Source organism: Mesorhizobium sp. M1A.F.Ca.IN.020.06.1.1 (genome assembly GCF_004023265.1).
Lineage (GTDB): Bacteria > Pseudomonadota > Alphaproteobacteria > Rhizobiales > Rhizobiaceae > Mesorhizobium.
This window is the reverse complement of record NZ_RZSR01001570.1, coordinates 1-737: the sequence shown is the minus strand read 5'-3', so window position 1 is coordinate 737 and position 737 is coordinate 1. Positions and strand designations below refer to the sequence as shown.

Annotated in this window: 1 protein-coding gene; it reads left to right on the top strand. The window is 61.3% G+C overall.

From position 1 onward, the window contains the following. Positions 1 to 29 precede the first annotated feature (29 nt). The coding region (locus EOA60_RS35600) for a lytic transglycosylase domain-containing protein (RefSeq protein WP_128312761.1) at positions 30 to 737 on the top strand (708 nt) is incomplete at its 3' end.

The window sequence follows — 737 nt, the reverse complement described above, 5'->3', positions numbered from 1 at the left end:
GCCATACCTGTGCGGATGGGAGAGCGAGCATGAAGAAGCGGCTTAGCAGCGTGATCGCCGCGGCCGCGATCATGCCTGGGCAGATGGCGGCTCTCCCCGCGCTGGCCCAGATCGCCGTCATCGACAATTCCAATCTGGATAAGCGCGCGCAAGACGAGCAGCACAGCAAAAAATCGCACGATTCCAAATCCGACGAGAAGGAGAAGAAAAAGAGCCTGGTTTGCACCTATACGAACAAGTACAGGTCGCAAATGTTCGGCCGCTCTCCTGGCGAGGCGCTGAGCCGCGACGCCGAAAACGCGAAGCTGATCCGTTACTATGCTCAAAAATATGGCGTTCCCGAGGGCCTGGCGCTGTCGGTCGCCTACCAGGAATCCCGCCTCGACAGCTGTGCCGGCTCTCACACCGGTGTCAAGGGCGTGATGCAACTGACAAAAGGAACGGGCAGGCAGCTCGGATTCGATCGCGACATCAACGAGCAAAACATTGAGGGTGGTGTGAAGTATCTCGGCAAAGGCGTCGCGCAATGTGGCGCGACCAACTACACCTGCCTGGCGAGCTTTTATAACGGCTCCAATGCCGCCGAACAGGCTGGGTGGGCCTCGGGCGTCGGCCGATGGCGCGGTTATTTCGACAATTACGTCTCCAGCGGACAGGCGCCGGCCGCGGTCCCACCGGCGATCAGCATCGTGACGTCGAGCGGGCCTGGCGGCGCGGCCCAAAGCGGCGCCCTCGAT